The sequence below is a fragment of the Bathymodiolus platifrons methanotrophic gill symbiont genome (assembly GCF_002189065.1).
Taxonomy (GTDB): domain Bacteria; phylum Pseudomonadota; class Gammaproteobacteria; order Methylococcales; family Methylomonadaceae; genus Methyloprofundus.
In genome coordinates, this window is record NZ_BDMN01000032.1 from 1 (window position 1) to 2,832 (window position 2,832).

Sequence of the window (2,832 nt, forward strand, 5' to 3'; positions counted from 1 at the left end):
AGGACAAATGTTCGGAGGGGATGGTTTGTCTCCTGCAGGACAGTTTTATTCATTCGCTGCATAAAGGTCGGTTATGACCAATCTTTACCGGCATAATAAGTCCTTGCGACAGAACCTGAATAACATCATGTACTACTTAAAAATAACTTTCACCTGTTTTTTTGTTCTTGTTAGCCAATGGGCTTATGCCATTAATCCCGATGAACTATTACCAGCTAATCAGGCATTTAAAGTCACTACTTCAACTACCGCCGATGGCAATGTAAAAGTTTCCTGGCAAATTGCAGAGGGTTATTATTTATATCGCAAGAAAATTTCTTTTACCTCTAAAACTGATTCGGTAAGCATTGCACAGGCTGATTTACCCAAAGGGCAGATAAAAAATGATCCAAATTTTGGCGATGTTCAGATTTATCGTAATTCAATACAAAGTCTGTTAACTTTAAAGCGCCCTGATTCTGCACTGCCGTTTTCACTCTTAATCAAGCATCAGGGTTGTGCGGACTTAGGACTTTGCTATCCTCCGCAGAAAACACTTCTAAGCATTCAGTTACCAGCCATTACGGTTCAACAGACTAACAGCGGATTTAATCCATTAAATCAATTAAGTAAGAGAATTGACTTAGGCTTACAGCTATTTACTGATGAATTATTACCTGCTGATGAGGCTTTTCAGTTTTTTGCTTCAGTAAAAGATGCTCAAACTTTGAACCTGCATTGGCGCATCGCCAAAGGCTATTACCTGTATCGAGAAAAATTTGCAGTACAATTATTAGGCGCTGATGACACCGAAGTACTTAGCTTTGAGATTCCTCACGGCGAGGCAATGTATGACGAGGCTTTTGGCGATGTAGAAATTTTGCATGATGATCTCAGTTTCGATGTGCCTTTAGCTCGTAGTAATCCTGAAAAATACAGCATAAGACTTAAAGCTAAATTTCAAGGCTGTGCAGAGCGTGGGGTGTGCTACCCACCAATGGAAAAAACAATTAGCTTATTGTTGCCCGCTATTTCGGCATCCGCCCTCTCTAGCCCTGAAGTGGTAAACAATGCTTCTGCATCTGATCAGGACCTTATTGTTAATTCTTTACAGCAAGATTCATTTGCCCTGACCTTGCTGAGCTTTTTAGGCTTTGGCCTGCTATTAGCCTTTACACCTTGCGTGTTTCCAATGATCCCTATTTTATCCGGCATTATTGTTGGCCAGGGCAAGGACATTACCCATCGTAAGGCTTTTTTTCTATCTCTCAGTTTTGTCCTCGCATCTGCTGTTACCTATACTGTTTTTGGTGTGCTAGCGGCTCTATTTGGTAGTAACCTTCAGGCAACTTTTCAGGCCCCCTGGATTATCTATTTATTTAGCGGTATTTTTATAGCTCTATCATTATCGATGTTTGGTTTTTATAATCTGGAATTACAAAAATCAATACAGACTCGATTACATAATGTTAGTGATAAGCATCGTGATAGCTCATTTATTGGTGCCGCCATTATGGGTGTATTTTCCTCTCTCATTGTTGGCCCTTGCGTTGCCGCTCCTCTAGCGGCTGCGCTTATGTACATTGGTCAGACTGGTGATGTCCTCTTAGGTGGTTCCGCTTTATTTGTTATGGGCTTTGGCATGGGGGTTCCACTATTGATTATCGGAGCTTCTGCAGGTAGCTTATTACCTAAAGCTGGGCACTGGCTAAATGCCAGCAAAGCCATTTTTGGCGTCATTATGCTGGCCGTCGCCACCTGGATGCTGGAGCGTGTTATCGCAGCTGAATTGACCATGCTATTCTGGGCCATGTTATGCATTATCCCTGCTATTTATCTACGCGTTTTAGACCCATTACCTGAAGTTGATAGTGGCTGGCATAAACTATGGAAAGGTTTAGGCGTTATATTATTTAGCTATGGCCTGCTTATTTTAATCGGTCTAAGTGCAGGAAATATTAACCCCTTACAACCATTAAAAGGTCTCGCTGCTAGGTCATCTAATCAACAAGAAGATAGCCCTCCCGCCTTTAAACGTATAACATCATTAGCAGAATTAAAAAATGAACTTAAGATTGCGGATACAAATGAACAATGGGTAATGCTGGATTTTTATGCTGACTGGTGTATTAGCTGTAAAGAAATGGAAGCCTATACCTTAAGTAACCCAGAGGTAAAACAGGCGCTATCTCGTTTTCACATATTGCAGGCTAATATTACAAAAAATAATGTTGATGATAAGGCACTATTAAAACACTTTAATTTAATTGGCCCGCCAGCCATCTTATTTTTTAACCTGAACCAGCAAGAACAGACGACTGCTAGAGTCATTGGTTTTCAGGGACCCAAGACCTTTTTGAAGCACTTGTCTAAACTAGAATAAGGCTAATATATATTCTGTCGAGCGGACTTCAGAGGCTGTGAAAGTATGTGCTTTTAACCTCCCCCCTTGTGAAGGGGGGATCGTATAAAAACATAGGCCATTGATAATTATAATAATATTTCTTATTCATCAAACCGCCCCTGACCCTGACACTGCTTACTTAAATAATAATGCTTTATTAAACATCAGCTTACAGAAGTAGGCTGGGTTAACTTATCAAGCAAAGTGCAGATAACGTAACCCAACATTTTCATGTAAATCAGCGTGTTGTTGGGTTACGTTTTTTTACTTTGTAAAAAAATCTAACCCAACCTACTCCTTATCTTATTGAAATTTAATCAATAAATTCTTAAGTAAGTAGCATTAGCCCCTCCTTAACTAAAGAGGGGGATTATGTTAATACTGAAGTTTCCCAATAATTATTTATGGTAAAATTGAAACTATGCTACAACTATATGAAAAAAATAGTC

The 2,832-nt window shown here is 39.6% G+C and carries 1 protein-coding gene; it reads left to right on the top strand.

Going from position 1 to position 2,832, the window contains the following annotated elements:
- Positions 1–127: 127 nt before the first annotated feature.
- Positions 128–2,362 carry a protein-disulfide reductase DsbD gene (locus CDZ78_RS02325; protein ID WP_087868517.1) on the top strand — a complete coding sequence of 745 codons (2,235 nt, stop codon included), beginning with the start codon at positions 128–130 and terminating at the stop codon, positions 2,360–2,362.
- Positions 2,363–2,832: the final 470 nt, after the last annotated feature.